This is a genomic window from Psychrobacter sp. C 20.9, assembly GCF_001921765.1.
GTDB lineage: Bacteria > Pseudomonadota > Gammaproteobacteria > Pseudomonadales > Moraxellaceae > Psychrobacter > Psychrobacter piscatorii_B.
Genome location: NZ_MRYC01000004.1, coordinates 134,411 through 151,483 on the forward strand (window position 1 = coordinate 134,411; position 17,073 = coordinate 151,483).

Consider the following 17,073-nt stretch of genomic DNA (forward strand, 5'->3'; position numbering starts at 1 on the left):
AATTAGGAGTGAACTGTAGTATCTTCTTTATATCCATCTACAAAATATTTGAACTGCAACTTTAACCATACAACGTCGTATAATTGAGATTTTTCTGGTAACTTCTCTAATACCCGTTCAAGATCTGCTAGAGAAAACCTATGCTCCATAGCTTGCATAATAAGAGGATGAGCAGTTTCTTCAACATTGTCATCACCGATTATGAGCTCTTCATAGAGCTTCTCACCAGGACGAAGACCTGTAAAGACAATTTCGATATCACCATTAGGATGCTTATCGTCTTTGACCTCATGCCCACTTAGGCGAATCATACGCTGAGCCAGATCGACAATCTTTACTGGCTCTCCCATATTAAGCACAAAAACCTCACCACCTTGCGCCATGGCACCTGCCTGTATTACTAGATTAGCAGCCTCTGGAATAGTCATAAAATAGCGTGTCACATCAGGATGGGTGACAGTAATCGGAAGACCTTTTTCGATTTGTTTGGTAAAAACAGGTACTACAGATCCTGATGAGCCTAGTACGTTGCCGAATCGAACCATACTGATACAGGTTTTGCTATCTGGCTTTATTGAGGTAGCTTCATAACTTAATGCCTGACATACAAGTTCTGCCAAACGCTTTGTGGCACCCATCACATTAGTAGGTCTAACAGCTTTGTCAGTAGATATCAAAACAAAAGTTTCTACATCTGATCGAATAGCAGCACGAGCACAATGGTAAGTACCGCGACTATTATTAATAACCCCTTGAAACGGATTGTGCTCGACCATAGGCACATGTTTATATGCTGCTGCATGGTAGACTGTTTGTACATGATAAGTCTGAAATATCCGCATAAGGTTATGCTCATCAGTCACATTACCAATAATGGATACGATTTGAATGTCCTGATATTCATTACTACTAGCCTGTTTTGCCAAAAGCTCTTGGTGAATACTATAAAGGGCAAACTCTGATAGCTCGTATAACACCAGACAAGTTGGTTTATTTTTGATGATTTGACGGCACAACTCACTACCGATAGAGCCACCCGCTCCAGTTACCAAGACGGATTTATGAGCGATATTTTTCTTCAGCAACTCTTCGTCTGGGTCTACAGTTTGGCGGTCTAATACGTCTAATATATCGATCTTGCGCATATGGCTAACCGTGACTTTTTCGTCAGCCAATTCTTGTAGACTGGGTAGCTCTTTTATCTTGATAGAGATATGTGAAAGCTTCTCAATAATTTTGCGCTTACGAGCACGGCTAATCGAGGGTACTGCCAAAAATACTTGGGCAATATCAAGGGTATTTACGATATCCAATAAGTTATCAGTATGGTAAATCTTTTTACCCATAATATGGGCACCTGTTAGCTGACGATCATCATCAACAAAAGCAACCACACTATATTTATGTGAGTTACTCAAACCTTTCATCAACTCCTGCCCTGCGTCACCTGCACCATAAATCAAAATATTATCGTAATCTATAAGCTCACCCTCAAAACGCTTACCTTGCCATCGCTTCAATAATTCTTTAATTGTCAGACGACTGTTCCACAGCCAGATATAAAGCAAAAACAGAAACAAAATAGGGGTCGATCGAGGGATTTGTGGCAGTACATCAAAGTAGATAATCAGTTCATAAAAAACAATCAGCACAAAAAACAGCTGCAATACACCACTCATAACCGTATCAAGAAACCCTCTAGATACGCCATGATAAAAGCCTACAAGGTATAAACCAATGACAGGAATTAAGGCATATAAACTTAATGTCCATAAACTAATATGAAGCTCGATATAACCATATCGCAATAATAGTGACAAAAACAGACAGGCAATAGCCATTATAAAGTCTGCGCTAATCAAAATCAGACGCTTGACATATCTTGGCAGCGACAACAGGTACTGAGCGATAGATTGCAACACATTTCCACCTATAAGCTTCGGCTACGTTTGACACTATGTAAAGACTTTTCAACCATATGGATTGTCTATTCATCCCACATCGTTTTTAAGAACTAAGTTAGTTAATAGCATACTACTGGTTGTTACCATAGGCATAACTATAATGATAGCTGTATTTGCTCATGATACCCTGCTGTACGTCATTTAAGATAATTCCATCTACTTCTATATTTGCCTTATTCATCTGATTGACCGCATAGACCAGTTGTCCCTCAATTGAGTTATCGTATCTAGTTACCATCAATACTTTATTAGCATATTGCGCCAGTATCATTGCATCGGAAGCTGCGAGGATCGGCGGTGAATCAATAATGATATAGTCATAGTGTGAGCTTAACTCTGTTATTAGGTTATTGAGCCTGCTATCAGACAACAGTGATGCAGGATTGCGTGGATACTCACCTCTTGGCATAAAATCAATATTATCTATATTGGTCGGATGGATAAAGCTCGCTAGATTACTGATCTTTTGGGTGGTGATAGCTTCTGGGACTTGAGCGTTATTCTGCGCAAAATCAGTCATATTTTGTGATAATTTATCTTGCGATAGATAGTCGGCCAAACCGTTATCTTGGGTCATACCAAATATTTTATGCAGCTCACCCAAGCGCATATCTGCGTCCATAATCAGCACCTTCTTGTCTAACTGAGCAAAAACTTCCGTTAGATTGGCCGAGATAAATGATTTACCAACGCCAGGGCTCTCACCAGTGATAAGTATAACTTTCGCCCTTTGGCCCCCTTGCTCTGGTGTCGTCATACCGAACATCAGGCTCGTTCTTAAGCTTTTGATGGCTTCATAACTCAAGCTGTTACTATCAGCATAGGCCAGCAAACGATTAGGCACTTTCTTATCTTTACGTAATCTGGTCAGTAGAGGTGAACGAGGAATCGTTGCGACCACAGGTACACCCGTTTTTGCTTCAATACGTTCAGGGTCTTTAACCACATTTCTAAGCATGTTTTTCAGGAGTACGAGCATTGTTCCAAGCATCGCCCCTGACAACATCGCCAATATGATAATTTGTAGTTTCTTTGGCGCAATAGCATTGAAAGTATTGATTGGTAAATCAATGATACGGGCGAAACCAATTTGACCAGCTTTGACGATCTTTAACTGTTCATAGTTTTTGAGTAGCGTGAGATAGATCTCTCTGTTGATCGTCGTATCAGCTGATAGTTGTAAAAACTCTCTTTGTATCTCAGGTAATCCTGCAATAGTGTTATCTATTTCTTGTCTTCTAGCATTAAGTACCGCAAGTTGATCATTAATTTGAATTACTAATGGATGCTCTTCCGTATAATAAGTAGTGAGATCCGCTTTTTTCAATTTTAGCTCATTGAGCTGTAGCTCGATTTGCGAGCTTTCGGTTAAGAGCAATTCGGCTTCTTTCGCCACATCAATAGTACCGTATTTTTTACGGAATTCATTAAATATTGCTTCAGAATCTTCCAATCTTTTCTTTAGGGTCGGGATTTGAGTTTCCATAAAGCTGATGGTTTTAGTGGTTTCTTCAGAGCCACGAGACTGATTTTGATCAATATAAGACAAAACGATTTGTTTTAGGATCAGACTGGTTTGTTGCTGATTGTCTCCGGTCATAGACAGCTGAATAATACCTGTTTGCTTGCCTTTTTCAACCACAGATAAAGCACTATTTAACCGCTCTGTCGTCATTTGAAGAGACTGCTTAGTAAGATTGATTGAATAACCATCGGCAGGTAAATTATTTACTGTGATTTGAATTTGACCATCTGTGCCTCTAAACTGCTGGGGCTGGCCAATCTCACCTTTAAAATCTTCAAAGCCGTTACTTAAGACAAATCCAGTCTCTGAGCGCATCAAGCTAAATGATTGATTTAAATACTCTTGAGATACATTAAACTGACTAATTTCTACTTCACCATCTTTAGTTTTAAGCGACACACCTTCAGGTTTATTTATTTGAGTCGCAGTACTATCACTTTTTATTCTATCTAAAGTTCCAATATTAGGGTCAGATAGGCGAATACGTAAATGCAATAAACTGACAACAGGCTCTAAAATCATACGTGACCTTATCAGCTCTGCCTCTGCTTGGGCTTTACTACCTTCCGACCCAACTAACTCAGAAATATCAGCCCCTAGTGCTGCAACTCCTTTGGAGTTCTCTTCAATTTGAATAAGTGCATCTGACTTAAAGGTAGGGTTGACATATCTACTATACAAAACCCCAATTATCAGGCCTAACACAGCAAAAAATACGATGATTTTCCAACCACGCAAAATGGCAAACAGCAGCGCCATAAGATCAATGTCATCATTATTTTCTTTCGAAACAGGGTTTGATAAATTTTTCGAATCTGTACTCATAACTATAGGTCTACCACTTCAGCTTGTTCATCGGATAAGCATTACTTAGTTAATTTTATCGGCCCACTGATCGAGACCATCAACAATATCTTGATATGCTGTCTCAAAAGCGCTCATTTCATGTTTATATGGGTCAGCAATATCCTTATTTTGCCAGTGACCAAGCTTGAAGGTTTTACCACGGCAAAATGGCCAACGTTCCTCAATCCATTTAGTCTGACTATCTGACATGGTAAAAATAAGATCAGCCTTTTTTACTAATTTTTCGTCGATTTGTTTGGCTATATGGTCTGTAATATCTATCTGCTGTTCAGACATAATTTTGAGAGCAGATGAATCTGCAGGATGCCCAATTAGAGCGCCAACGCCTGCGGAGTCAATTACTTTGTTAGGATAACGCTTTTTTAGTAACGCTTCTGCCATCGGGCTGCGGCAAATATTACCTACACAAACAACCAAAATATTATCAAACGCCATGCTTATCACTTCCTATAAAGTTGAAAAACTTCTGATTGCTGAAGTTGATGGTAACAAAGCACTGATAACACGGTTCCAGCGCGTCAGACCAGTTGGGTCGACATAGACAATATCATTAGGCAACATCTCAAACCGGCTAGTCAGTGGAAAGCTAGTGAGCGCCTGCATATCTACATAGTATATATTTGTACGCTGATATTCAGGTTGATCACGTACTACGTAGATCTTAGCCGCATTAGCCGTATTAGAATTCAGACCAGCTGACTCCCCAATCACCTGCGCTAAGCTCAACCCCTGGTCAATAATAGGTACAGGTGCAACTTTGCCAAACTCTCCCAAAACATACACTTTATTGATGTCTTCGCTACTGACACGAATAGAGTCACCATCTTGTACATAAATTTGATTGGCTGATAATCCCGCCTGCTGCAGAGACTGTAATCCCATACGATAATCAATACCATTTCTTCTCAATACAATACTGTTTGAGTTACCTTCTCTCGTCGTACCACCAGCCATAGATATTGCACTGTACAATGACACAGGTTCGTCAGCAATATTGAATTGACCAGGCTTGTTAACCTCACCATCGATAAAAAACTTATTGCCTCGATACTCAGCAACTTTCACTTGCGGATCTGCATACTTTAGGTAGCGTTGCAATCTTGAACTTAAGTTTGCGGTGAACTGTGGAACACTTAGCCCGCCAGCTTGTATACGACCTATCAACGGAAACTGTATAAACCCCTGCTGATCAACAGGATAACCAGATGCTCCTGCAGCATTAATATCAGGATAATCTACCAAAATAATACTTAATACATCAGAGGATGCAATACGGTAATTCATCCTATTAGACGATCGTACTAGGTCAGATAGGTTGGCACTCATTTGTGAGCGGGCGATTTGTTTAGGTGGCAACGTGGCGAGAGTCAATGGCAGTACATTGAAATTAATACCATTCTCTGCAGTAAAAGATCCACTGGGCGGTAACTGACCAGCTTGAAGCCCAGAATTGATGGTTGTAGTAGCACAGCCGTAAAGCATACTACTAGCTAACAAACACGCTGCACTCAACAACTTAGTTGTCTGTCTCATATCAAAAAGCCTCTTCTATTACTGCAATCACATAAAACGACTAAAAACAGTTTTGTATTAATAAATTTGTATCGATGTTATTTTTTTACATCTTTCACAAAAATAATCGGCATCATAACATAAGTTATCTGTTATACAGTAATGTTCTTATTGATTGATACAAAAAGCTATTCTTAAACTAATTACTCCATGTAGGATATAAATTCTTTTTATCAATTACAACTAAATATATTACGTATATTAATAATTGATTGAATTTATACTAAATTCTTACACTGCTATGTTGCTGCATATGTACGGTTATCTAAAAGCTATTAAACATTCTTAGTAAAAATATGCAAGATTTTGTTCAAATTGGCTTGAGTACAGTTGCAAGGTATATACATCGGAGAAATAAGCCAAAAAATACAGTGTAAGTAGTCTTTTACTAGTATAATGCTGCTCACAGCAAACAATGCATTTTCTTACCTATTATCATTTATAATCTAGTATAAACAATTGTGAATCATTATACATTGAGAAATGTAACCCACCGACTCAAGGAGCTTCAGATGAAAGACGAAAAATTGCAAAAAGCACTCGCCCGTATGGGCCTTGGCTCACGCCGTCAAATGGAAGAAGTGATTAAAGCAGGTCGCGTATCTGTTAATAACGGTCCAGCAACGATTGGTGACCGTGTCACACCAGGCGATGAAATACGTGTGGATGGTCGTCAGATCAAATACACCGCCGAAAACGAGAAGCGTCGCCGAGTGATCGCTTATTACAAGCCTGAAGGTGAAGTCTGCTCAGCCAAAGATCCAGAAGGTCGTCCGACTGTGTTTGAGCGCTTGCCAAAGCTCACTCATGATCGTTGGGTCATGGTTGGACGTTTGGATATCAATTCAACTGGCTTACTATTATTTACCAATGATGGTGAGATGGCGCATCGCCTGATGCATCCCTCTAGCGAAGTGACGCGTGAATATGCCGTTCGTGTGTTGGGTGAAGTCACTCCTGATATCGCCCGCACCTTGACTGCTGGTGTCATGTTAGAAGACGGCATGGCGCAGTTTGACGACATTAAAGAAGGCGGCGGTGAAGGGGTTAATAAGTGGTATCACGTTCAGCTCAAAGAAGGTCGTAACCGTGAAGTACGCCGCTTGTTTGAGTCACAAGGTCTGAAAGTTAGCCGCCTATTGCGTACACGTTACGGTACGATTGCCTTGCCAAAAGATTTACGTACAGGTCGTTTCTTAGAGCTCGATAAAAAAGAGATCAATACATTGACCGATTTGGTGAGCTTACGTCCACGTTATGGCACAGGTCTACATGGTGCGGCTAAAGAAAAGCAAGAGCGTATCAGAAACAAGCCGCTTAAAGCGCGTCGCACGGACACTCGTAATGACAATCGCAACAGCAGCGCGAAGCCTAAAAGTAGCGCCAGCCCTGCAAGTCGCGGGACACGCAACACCCGTGATCGCAATAACAAACGCTAATTCACGCTACCCTTAAGAGTCTTATAGTCTCAGACTTATTATAAAAAGCGGCCAAAGATTATAAATCTTTGGCCGCTTTTTATATCCAGTACAAAAACTGAGTGTTGCCTTCTACTGATCATGACTGTCGATATAACGATCCATCACGCGCAGATCCTGTAGATGCTGTCCTTCTATTTGTGCCAGCAATTCATCCAAGCGCTGCTCGATATTGTCTAGCATTTTTTGCAATAAGGCATCGGCTTCAAGTTTTTTCTCATGACGCGCACCATTGTCATTGGTATTGAAGCTTATGAAATGATGATGACTGGCTAGCATGTCAGGGAGTCTGGTTTGTAACATTTTATTCAAAACAAACTGCGCTTCTGTTATAGCAGGTGTTTTATGTTGAGCTTGTAATGCTGCCTGATAAGCTTGATAGCTACTCACTTTGTTATCGATACGCTTTAATTGCCGTAGCTGCTGATCTGACAAGCTTTTTAAGTGCTTTTTATTCAAGTTAAGCTGTTCCCAACTTAACGTAACCAGTGACAATGGCGCATAATCATCTTGATATATAAGCACACCTGGAGTAATACCGACCGCTTTGTGCAATGCATGCCAGCCTTTTCTACCTAGATAAAAAGTCGTGACGGTCGTCACAATACCGATGCCTATTAATATACTCATAACTGCTCGCTACTCATCACTCAATTCTATGTATGACTACTTATCGTTGGCACTTAGCGTTTAATATCTTCTGCTACTGGATTTTTCACATCCGTGCTACTCAAAGTAGGTGACTCAATAGCCTCTGTTTTCTTACTGAGATTACTCAGCGGCTGCATTGTTGAATCCATATTTGGATGATCAAAACGCGTTTGCAGATAGCGATTGGTCGCGAGCAGTTTTTGCCCATCTTGATGGTATGAGGCATTGAGTAAATCGTCAAACTGGGTATTTATCGTCTTAAGCACTTCTAACAATGCTTGTTTACCAGTGACGTCTGAATGTTTGATTTTGGTGGTATCAGCACGCGCCCCATCTGTCACATCTAGATCATACAAGCGGCGATAATCGGCCACTGCTTGCGGAATGTGTCGGTCCATCAGATTTTGGATCATAATATAAGTTTCAGTGACAGTGTCTTTATCATCAATTTTACCGTCATTATTGGTATCACCATAAATCAAGCGGAGTTTTTTGCCTTTTCGATTGATTTGCTCAAGTGCTGTTTTGACTTCAACGGGTAGGCTTTTCTCTGGTATATAGCCCAGTTGCGGCATGGCATTATATTCCAGCATTTTGGGCGCGGTAACTTTCTTAATACCACGATACCCCAGATATAACCCAGCGGCCGGCAGCACTCCGTATAATACAAACATCACTAACATAGCAGTCACTTGGGTCATCAGGTTGTCCTTATTATTTGACAGAATAGTTTGGCAAATTTCTTGTTATTTTAATCAGTATTTTAAGCTAGGCGGTTTTAGTGTCATCAACTTTATTGCTTAGCACTGCTTTTATTAAACAAAAAAATAAGGCTCTATGAAAGCCTTATATTGTTATACATTGAGTCTGCACTGTTTTTGGATAATCTTTTATTTTATAAAATACGCTAGCTTTGCGTGCGGCTCTTGACGTAACGATGGGTTGAGGCAAGACGATTTAAAACGGTTTGATGCAATTCATCCAATAGCTCATCAAGCTCATAATCAACTTCTAAAAACAAATCGGTCAACATATCACCTGCGGTCATTTTTCCCTGAACCATATTGTTTTTGGTGCGATGCGGACTGAAGCGCTGCAACTGCTCGTAATGATGTAGCGCTTCAGGGATACTTTCGGACACCAGCTTGTCAATGACAAACTGACGTTCATTATGTTGCTGCTGCTGTTGCTCGTTTAGCTCACTACTCCACTCACGATAGCGTTTTAGCTTGCCATTGATACGGTCTAATATCGCAACGGCTTCGATGGGCATCGCATTTAGGGTGGCCTCATCGACCACATCAACAAGCTCAGTCATAATCGGACAACGTCCATGTTTGAGATACCACAAGGTATCGGGGTCAAAAGGTGGTCTATTGGTCGGGCACATGTGCGCACGATTGGACAAATAGCGATCAGTCAATGGGGTTGATGAGTGAATATCATTTACCTGCGCCAATGCATCACGTATACGGTCTACCCGCTCAGGTGGCGTTAATGCAGCACGCTCGTGATTTGATTGAGTGCCGTCATTATTATGATGGATATCGACATTATCACTATTGTCATTTAAATTATGGTTAACACCCATCTCCTGCGCATTGTTGGCAGCTAGCGTTGGTAGGTCATCTTGCGCTTGCCCAAATGACTTTAGCATTCTTGTCAAACTAACGACCATAACTTGCTCTGCCCCTCGTTCGATACCTGCAATCTGTGCTCATATTGCATACGTTCATTCAATAGCGTATCTTAACAGGTTTTTGCTGACCTGCCAGTACGCAAAGTGTCAACATTCCTACTCTCCATACTTACTCTGTCAATGCTAAGCGCCTTGTTATGAATGCTCCCGATTATCTCTCTGGTTTTTTGCTTGGGTTATCGCTCATCATCGCCATTGGCTCACAAAATGCCTTTGTACTCAAACAAGGTCTCAAACGTGAGCACATATTTTTTGTTTGCCTATTTTGCGCAGTGAGCGACGCGCTGTTGATATCAGCGGGCGTTGGCGGATTTGGTGCGGTCACCGCACGCTATCCGCATGTGATAGATATCGCAAAAATAGCAGGCATTTTATTTTTATTAGGCTACGGCTTACAGAGTTTGTATGCCAGTGTGCGCGTATCTCATGCGCTGACGGTCGAGGGACAAGTAGTGACCAGCTTAAAAAAAGCGCTGCTGCTCTGCTTTGGCTTTACGTGGCTAAACCCGCACGTCTACTTAGATACATTGGTACTCGTTGGGATGGTTTCAACAGGCGCAAGTAGTAAGCTCACCTTTGCCATTGGGGCAATTAGCGCCTCATTCTTTTTCTTTTTTGGGCTCGGTTACGGTGCACGCTTGCTGAGACCTCTGTTTGCCAAGCCAAAAGCGTGGAACATACTAGATGCTTTGGTAGGGTTACTGATGCTGTATCTGGCTTGGCATTTATACCAAAGCTAAATACAACAGTAGGCATTAAATCCAGATAAATTAAGAGGCCATTATCAGCTATATGATAAGGCCTCTTAATTCAATTATTAGGATTTTAAGTGCTCAATATTAGAAACACAATAAACATCCTACATCAAAGCAGGGAACAGCGTACGCAGACCACTAACAATAATCTCGATAGACACGGCTGCCAATAGCATACCCATGATTCGGCTCATAATATTCAGACCAGTATCACCGAGCAAGCGGCTGATACGACCAGCTGCCATCAATGCCAGATAGCAAAATAGACTAATGAAGAGACCAGCAATGATGATGGCAGATACCTGCAAAATGCCTGAGACTTGTGATGAATAAATAATAACGGTAGAAATACCACCTGGTCCAATCATCATCGGTATCGCAAGGGGGACCACTGCTGAGGCCATCGTCGGCGGTGCATCTTGCACGTGGTCGACATCGAAGTTCTCTTGATCAGGCTTAACAGGGTTGCCTTCACCGTTCATCATATTTAGTGAAATCAAGAACACCAATATACCACCAGCCAGCTGAAACGAGCCAATAGAAATACCTAGTGCTTTTAGTAAGGTCTCACCCGCCACCGTAAAAAAACTGATGGTGATAAAAATGGTCAGACAAGCAACACGCGCAACTTTGCGTCGATTGTTCATCGAATAGCCGCGAGTCAAATCCAAGAACAACGTCAATGCGCTAAATGGATTGATCAATACCATAAAGGCTAGGATTATCTTGATAATTTCAGTATTCACTGAGCGCTCGCTTGTCTATTGATACCACTGGTGCAAAAAGATAAGGCCATCGTGCGAGTGCGACGATGACCCAATAGGCAATTCATAATGACATTGTAACATAGGCAGATAAGCGAGTTAAATCATTAACTTTGCTCGGTTACCCTTCTATGTCATCTTGGCGAGAAATCCAGCGAATATAAAAGCTATGACTCAGGTTAAGCTGAAATAATTGATGGCCTATGCACTAAAATCTAAGCCAATATCCAAAGCGGTAGTACTGTGCGTTAGGTAGCCTATCGCGATAAAATCAACCCCTGTACTGGCGGCGGCTCGTACCGTTTCAGGCGTAATACCACCGGATGCTTCAGTCTTTGCGCGACCTTTACACATAGCAACCGCTTGCGATAGCGTTTCAGGCGACATATTGTCTAGCAATACCAAACTCACACCCGCCTCTAGCGCCTGCTCTAATTGCTCTAGTGTATCGACTTCAACCTCTATAGGAATCAGATGCCCAGCAAAATGTTGTGCTTGCTCGATAGCCGTCTTTATGTCACCAGCAATGGCGATATGATTGTCTTTGATTAAGATCGCATCATCCAGTCCCAAACGATGATTGCGACCGCCACCGCAGCGTACCGCGTATTTTTGTACAATACGCAGACCTGGGATGGTTTTACGCGTACAAGTAATTTGTGCCGGATATTGCGCCACGCTATCGACAATCTGGCGGGTCGCAGTCGCAATACCGCTAAGATGCGTCATGAAGTTTAATGCTGTACGTTCTGCTGTGAGCAGATGGCGTGCATTACCTTTTACAGTAGCCAATACGGCACCAGCGGCGACTGTTTCGCCATCCTGCACTTGAGCCACAAACTCAATGCTTGCATCAACTAAGGCAAAAGACAACCGCGCCAAATCCATACCGCATATCACACCTGATTGCCGCGCCTTAATCTGTAATTGTGCTTGCATATCTGCTGGGATAGTGGCTTGCGAGGTGACATCACCACGCCTGCCCAAATCTTCCGCTAGCGCATCTTCTACCAAAGGTTTAAGCAATACGTCATCCAATACTGGCTCTTTTTCAATTGTCATGTTTGACCCTTATGTAGGCGTAATATGAATAAAAACGTCTAAATATTTAAACTCAAAATGAGCATAAATATAGCGTAAAGTTGACGCTCCTGCAAGGGAAGGTGAAAAAGTTTTTATTGAGCAAGTCGATTTCTATATGAGCTGTATTTGTTAGTAGCAATTATTTACGCTTAGGAAGTTTGCTGTCCATCAATAAGCTTTGTAGCTCGATATCATGGCGAAAACGATAGAGTTTGGCGGGGCGACCACGCTGAGCACTACTACTCTCTCCTGTCTCCATCACAAGATTCTGAGATTCCAGCAAACGGCGAAAGTTTTGTTTGTGCAAGCGTATGCCTGATAAGGCCTCAACACTTTGCTGCAATTGGGATAAAGTAAACACATCTGGCATCAACCCAAAGATAAGCGGTCGATATTCAATCTTGGCGCGTAGTCTGGAGATAGCGGTGGCAATCACGCGGCGATGATCGTAATACATCGGTATGCCGATACGCTGAGACCAGTCGCTTGGCAGCTCAACCGTTTGGTAATTAGGCGGATAATTGGGCGCTTCTGGTATCAGTCCTGCTTCATACAGCATCTCGTAGCGCAGCAGCACATGCTCTGCGATCCATTCTCTGCTTTCATCAGCCTTATCGCCAACTGGTTCAGTTTCTATGAACTCGCTATCTGTCAAAAACTCTTCGCTAAGTCCCCAGCACAAACCAATACGCTGACGCCGGCGCTGCCGGGCAACTGAGTCTTCAGCGGTATCTGCCCACTCTAAGAGCATAGGAACGATAAAGTCGGTAATAATACTGGGCATACCATCCAAATGATTTTCCCACGGGAAATAATCATACCAATCTCGCCATAGCGCTTGGCTTTGCAATGCCTGCATTTGAGTTTCTTGTACCAAACCAAGGTAGCTGACGTACACCAATGCATGACCATCAACGTTACGTCTGTTGGTATCAACAAAGGTATATAGCTGCTCCAAATATCCGAGCGGCTGCTGCGTCTGCTCTTCTACCCATTGACGTACGCCTGCCTGTAGCGAGCGATGTAGCGGCATAAGCGGCCCATTTGGCAGCAGCTTACCTTGATCAACGGTTAGGACACGAGCGATATGATCGGTAATCGCGACCAATACAGCGACCACTTCTGTCGTGCCGCTACCTTGCTGGTGCGCATGTGAATAAGACAACGTCATAGTTTTGGGGGTTATCCTGTCTCTTTAAAATAGCATAAAAGTCATAAAAGGGTTCTCAAGGCTAATAATGATGGTACGCCTCAAATCTAAAACAGTATAACGTGAATCTTGAAATATCATAGTCTGGCGTTGTAATCATAAAACATCAAAACCAATGGCTAAACGTTAGCTTCTGTATAAAGACAAACTAGAAATGCAGATCATTTGGTTAAATCATAGGTTATGAAAATAGCTGTACTTAATCAGCAGGTATACAAAAAACACTTGTATTTATGCTCAAAATGAGCATAATTAAAACAACGGATTAATTTTATTTAACCAAACATCTTGTTTTAGCACACCATTTATCACTATAGCGCCAACAGAGGTTGCCATTATGAAAAGTTATCCTTACGACGCACCCATCATGAGTACCGACAATCGCATCGCCACTCAGATGAACATCGAATATGCCAGAGCAAAAATGCCAGCAGACTTGCCTCGTGCTGAAAGACTCGTGGTTGAAGAAAACATCAAAAAATTATTGAAAGATAATAACGCCGTACTAGTGGCACATTACTACGTTGACCCTTTTATTCAAGACTTAGCACTCGCGACAGGTGGCTGCGTCGGTGATTCACTCGAAATGGCTCGGTTTGGGCAAGCCCATAGCGCCCAGACTCTAGTCGTGGCGGGTGTACGCTTTATGGGCGAATCAGCAAAGATTTTAAGTATGGAAAAAACCGTGCTTATGCCTGATTTGGAGGCGGAATGTTCGCTCGATTTGGGTTGCCCTGCTGATGAGTTTTCCGCATTTTGTGATGCCCACCCTGAACGTACCGTCGTCGTTTATGCCAATACCAGCGCCGCGGTAAAAGCGCGCGCCGACTGGGTCGTGACCTCGTCGGTCGGTATCGACATCGTCCGTCATTTGCATGCACAAGGAGAGCCGATCATCTGGGGGCCTGACCGTCATTTGGGTAAATACATCGCTCGTGAGACGGGTGCAGATATGCTGCTGTGGCAGGGGTCTTGCCTTGTACACAACGAGTTTAAAGCCACTGAATTGCTGCAATTAAAAGCCGAGTACCCAGAAGCCAAAGTATTAGTACATCCTGAGTCGCCCGATAGCGTGGTGGCACTTGCTGATGTTGTCGGTTCAACCAGTAAACTGTTGCAATCAACATATGAGATGGATGCTGACACCTTTATCGTTGCGACTGACCTCGGCATATTGCATGAGATGCAAAAACGCTCGCCGAACAAACGCTTTTTGGCAGCGCCTACCGCTGGTGAAAGTGCGAGCTGTAAGAGCTGTGCCTTTTGTCCTTGGATGGCGATGAATGGCCTAAAAGGTATCGAGCAATGCTTGACCAATAACAGCGGTGAGGTACTAATGACGCCTGAGCTTGCCGCCGCCGCTAGAAAACCCTTACAACGTATGCTTGATTTTGCTGAATCACAAAAGCAACGCGTGGCGGCCAGTGGCGATATCGTCCAAGACCGTGCATTGTTTGCCAATGTTGGGGCAGCCTAGCATGAGTCAGCCACACTCAGCCAATCAAACCCGTACCACCATCCCTGATAACTGTATTCCTGATAACTATAGGAGTAGTCACATGAGCCATATTGTCAACACTGACGTCCTTATCATTGGTGCTGGACTGGCAGGCTTGAGCACGGCGTTATCGCTACCGAAGTCACTGAATATCACGGTTTTGAGTAAAGCGGGACTTGAGGTTTGCTCAAGTCACTATGCTCAAGGCGGCATTGCCGCTAGTCTAGACAAAGATGACTCTGTGTCTGACCATGTTGCTGATACCTTAGTGGCTGGTGCAGGGCTTTGCACACCGGATAATACTGCCAGTATTTTGGGTGCAGGACAGCAAGCGGTTCAGTGGCTATGCGCGCAAGGTGTCCCTTTTACGCAGAACTCAACTAACGCTTTGGATAATACAAACACACAGGAATTTTCTCAGTTACAGACTAGCGACTTGCATTTAACAAAAGAAGGCGGTCACGGCTGTAGACGCGTCGCCCATGCAGATGATGCGACGGGTCGACACGTGATGGACGCATTAACCATCAAAGCGCAAGCTGCTACCAATATCACTATTTTGCCTTATCATGAAGCGCTTGAGTTATTCACACTGCCTATAGCGAGCAGTCAGCCTTTTTTTACAGATAATAGCGATGCTAAGCATTGCCGAGGGGCGCTTGTCTTTGATCATATCAATGGGCGCCCGCTCACCTTTCATAGTCGTGCAGTGGTACTAGCTAGTGGCGGCTTAGGTCAATTATTCAAGCGTGCCAGCGCGCCTAATGTCTGCGTCGGTGATGGCGTGATGATGGCATGGCAAGCAGGCTGCCGCTTAGCAAACTTGGAGTTCATTCAGTTTCACCCAACAGGCTTAGCGTTAGATGACAGCAGCTTTTTGATATCTGAAGCACTGCGCGGTGAAGGGGGACGATTATATTGTCCGCAAACTGGTGTCCGCTTTATGTTGGATGTGGACGCACGTGCTGAATTGGCACCGCGCGATATCGTCGCTCGGGCGATAGCCGCGCAGATTGATAACAACGGGCTTGGCTACGTGCATCTTGATGTCAGTCACTTAGCCACTGACTTTGTAAAAGCGCATTTCCCGCAGATTTACCAAACGCTATTAACGCTTGGGATTGATATCACGACAGATCCTATTCCAGTCGCCCCGACGGCGCATTATAGTTGTGGCGGTGTGGTGACTGATGCCAATGGATTGACGGATGTACCAGGACTTTATGCGGCTGGTGAAGTCGCTTATACAGGGCTACATGGGGCGAACCGCTTAGCAAGTAATTCTTTGTTGGAGTGCGTGGTGGTTGGTCGCCATATTGCAGCCCACTTGCCTCAGTATTTAGAAGACTTAGAAGAGATAAATGGTGACATTTATTATGAGGCAGCTCAATCAGCTACTACTGTTTGGTCAGCGCCAATTCTTACAGATATGCAGCCTGTGGTCTTGCCTATCTCTGGGCTTGTCGCACAACAATATGGTCATGGCAATAAAACACTCGATGTTGTTGACACTAATCTCGCAAAAACTGATGTCGCAACCATAGCCACAGAACTAAAAGCACTCATGACAGCCAATATGGGTATCACCCGTAGCGCCAGTCAATTAGAGCAAGCACTAACCCAAATACAAAAGTGGCAAGACTGGTTCACAGATGCTGAGTCTGATCAATCCGATGCAAGTAATAGACGCAGCCCTACTACTGCTAGCGAACTTGCATGCTTTCAATTAACAAGACAGCTTGAATTAGCGACCTTAATTATTCAGTCTGCTTATCAGCGTATGGAGAGTCGCGGCGGACATTATCGCCATGATTATCCCAAGCTATCGGATATACCTCGGGCAAGTGTGGTTGAGCCGCAGCGTGAGCCATATCAGCAACATATCTCTGCTGCTCAATCTATAAATATATCGAAAACGCTAAACAATATGTGGAAAACGTTGATTGCTTGACGGAGCAGTGTGCACATCAACGTCCTAGAAAAAGTCAGCCAATAGCAGAGATTGAT

General features: G+C 43.2%; 14 protein-coding genes. 4 read left to right on the forward strand and 10 right to left on the reverse strand.

The features are described 5' to 3' along the window. Positions 1–2: 2 nt before the first annotated feature. The 4 genes from BTW00_RS04015 to BTW00_RS04030 all read right to left on the reverse strand — a co-directional run bounded on the left by BTW00_RS04015 (position 3) and on the right by BTW00_RS04030 (position 5,889). Complete coding sequence (locus tag BTW00_RS04015; RefSeq protein WP_256713998.1) at positions 3–1,922, reverse strand: nucleoside-diphosphate sugar epimerase/dehydratase; 1,920 nt, start codon at positions 1,920–1,922, stop codon at positions 3–5. Positions 1,923–2,034: 112 nt separating this feature from the next. Beyond that, positions 2,035–4,314, reverse strand: coding sequence for a GNVR domain-containing protein (locus BTW00_RS04020; RefSeq protein WP_075106341.1), 2,280 nt, complete (start codon positions 4,312–4,314; stop codon positions 2,035–2,037). Between the two features lie 45 nt (positions 4,315–4,359). After that, on the reverse strand, positions 4,360–4,791 hold the full coding sequence (locus tag BTW00_RS04025) for a low molecular weight protein-tyrosine-phosphatase (protein WP_075106342.1): 432 nt from the start codon (positions 4,789–4,791) through the stop codon (positions 4,360–4,362). Between the two features lie 12 nt (positions 4,792–4,803). Further along, the gene (locus BTW00_RS04030) at positions 4,804–5,889 is read right to left on the reverse strand and encodes a polysaccharide biosynthesis/export family protein (RefSeq protein ID WP_058024345.1); all 1,086 of its coding nucleotides are present in this window, start codon (positions 5,887–5,889) and stop codon (positions 4,804–4,806) included. A 551-nt stretch (positions 5,890–6,440) separates the two neighbouring features. Here BTW00_RS04030 and rluB point away from each other — a divergent pair. Next, entirely contained in the window at positions 6,441–7,367 is a 927-nt protein-coding gene (gene rluB / locus BTW00_RS04035) for a 23S rRNA pseudouridine(2605) synthase RluB (protein WP_075106343.1), read from the forward strand. 111 nt (positions 7,368–7,478) lie between these two features. Here the strand turns inward: rluB and BTW00_RS04040 are convergent, their stop codons facing one another. From BTW00_RS04040 to BTW00_RS04050, 3 genes are all read right to left on the reverse strand, one after another. Further along, positions 7,479–8,036, reverse strand: a complete 558-nt coding sequence (locus BTW00_RS04040) for a hypothetical protein (protein ID WP_075106344.1) — start codon at positions 8,034–8,036, stop codon at positions 7,479–7,481. A gap of 53 nt (positions 8,037–8,089) precedes the next feature. Beyond that, positions 8,090–8,758 (reverse strand): hypothetical protein, encoded by a 669-nt coding sequence (locus tag BTW00_RS04045; RefSeq protein ID WP_075106345.1) that lies wholly within the window; start codon positions 8,756–8,758, stop codon positions 8,090–8,092. Positions 8,759–8,964: 206 nt separating this feature from the next. Beyond that, positions 8,965–9,714, reverse strand: a complete 750-nt coding sequence (locus tag BTW00_RS04050; protein WP_075106346.1) for a hypothetical protein — start codon at positions 9,712–9,714, stop codon at positions 8,965–8,967. 179 nt (positions 9,715–9,893) lie between these two features. On the opposite strand from BTW00_RS04050, the gene BTW00_RS04055 reads away from it, so the two are divergent. Next, positions 9,894–10,496: a LysE/ArgO family amino acid transporter gene (locus tag BTW00_RS04055; protein WP_075106347.1), complete on the forward strand. Its 603-nt coding sequence runs from the start codon at positions 9,894–9,896 to the stop codon at positions 10,494–10,496. 119 nt (positions 10,497–10,615) lie between these two features. Here the strand turns inward: BTW00_RS04055 and BTW00_RS04060 are convergent, their stop codons facing one another. The 3 genes from BTW00_RS04060 to BTW00_RS04070 form a co-directional block, all read right to left on the reverse strand. Then, complete coding sequence (locus BTW00_RS04060) at positions 10,616–11,257, reverse strand: MarC family protein (RefSeq protein WP_075106348.1); 642 nt, start codon at positions 11,255–11,257, stop codon at positions 10,616–10,618. A 219-nt stretch (positions 11,258–11,476) separates the two neighbouring features. Beyond that, on the reverse strand, positions 11,477–12,337 hold the full coding sequence (gene nadC, locus BTW00_RS04065) for a carboxylating nicotinate-nucleotide diphosphorylase (protein WP_075106349.1): 861 nt from the start codon (positions 12,335–12,337) through the stop codon (positions 11,477–11,479). A gap of 160 nt (positions 12,338–12,497) precedes the next feature. After that, positions 12,498–13,529 (reverse strand): hypothetical protein, encoded by a 1,032-nt coding sequence (locus tag BTW00_RS04070; protein ID WP_075106350.1) that lies wholly within the window; start codon positions 13,527–13,529, stop codon positions 12,498–12,500. Between the two features lie 376 nt (positions 13,530–13,905). On the opposite strand from BTW00_RS04070, the gene nadA reads away from it, so the two are divergent. Next, positions 13,906–15,045 carry a quinolinate synthase NadA gene (nadA, locus tag BTW00_RS04075; protein WP_075106351.1) on the forward strand — a complete coding sequence of 380 codons (1,140 nt, stop codon included), beginning with the start codon at positions 13,906–13,908 and terminating at the stop codon, positions 15,043–15,045. A gap of 1 nt (position 15,046) precedes the next feature. Further along, positions 15,047–17,017 carry an L-aspartate oxidase gene (nadB, locus tag BTW00_RS04080; protein ID WP_256713999.1) on the forward strand — a complete coding sequence of 657 codons (1,971 nt, stop codon included), beginning with the start codon at positions 15,047–15,049 and terminating at the stop codon, positions 17,015–17,017. Positions 17,018–17,073 lie beyond the last annotated feature (56 nt).